General features: G+C 42.4%; 1 protein-coding gene. It reads left to right on the top strand.

All coding sequences use genetic code 11. The annotated features are described in order from the left end of the window. On the top strand, nt 1-536 hold a 536-nt coding region (locus tag MD535_RS25810; protein WP_265678133.1), incomplete at its 5' end, for an ISAs1 family transposase. Nucleotides 537-561 lie beyond the last annotated feature (25 nt).

Below are 561 nucleotides of genomic sequence, written 5' to 3'. Positions count from 1 at the left end.
GCAATCAAGGTCGTTTAGAGCAAGCATTCGATAATTATTTCGATATGAGCATGCTACAAAAACACGATGGTGATTCTTACAGCACACAAGAAAAATCACGTGGCAGACAAGAAACCAGGTTGGCATTAACCAACACAGATTTAAGCGTTTTGGGTGATTTAGAGTTTGATTGGCCCGAGCTAAAAACGATGGGTATCGTTGTTTCTGTGAGGCAAGAAGAAGCCGTGGCGAAAGAGTCAGAAATCACGGTGAGATATTATATTAGCTCGAAGAATTTAAATGCTAAAGACTTGTTAAATGCAACGCGTTCACATTGGTTGGTCGAGTCGATGCATTGGTACCTCGACATGACATTTGGTGAAGATGCTTGCCGAAAACGAGCGGAAGAAAGCGCAGAGAACTTTGCAAGGATCAGACAGATGTGTTTAAACATGCTGAAGAGTGAAACGACTTTGAAAGCGAGCATTAAACACAAAAGAGCGATGTGTGCGATGGATTCTGAGTACCTTTTGAAGGTTCTGGCGAGCCTTTATTGACGGGGATGTTCATGATTTTTCCGTG

The organism is Vibrio qingdaonensis, from assembly GCF_026191675.1.
GTDB classification, from domain to species: Bacteria; Pseudomonadota; Gammaproteobacteria; order Enterobacterales; family Vibrionaceae; genus Vibrio; species Vibrio qingdaonensis.
Note: the sequence above shows the minus strand (reverse complement) of the source record. Positions and strands in the feature narration are given on the sequence as shown.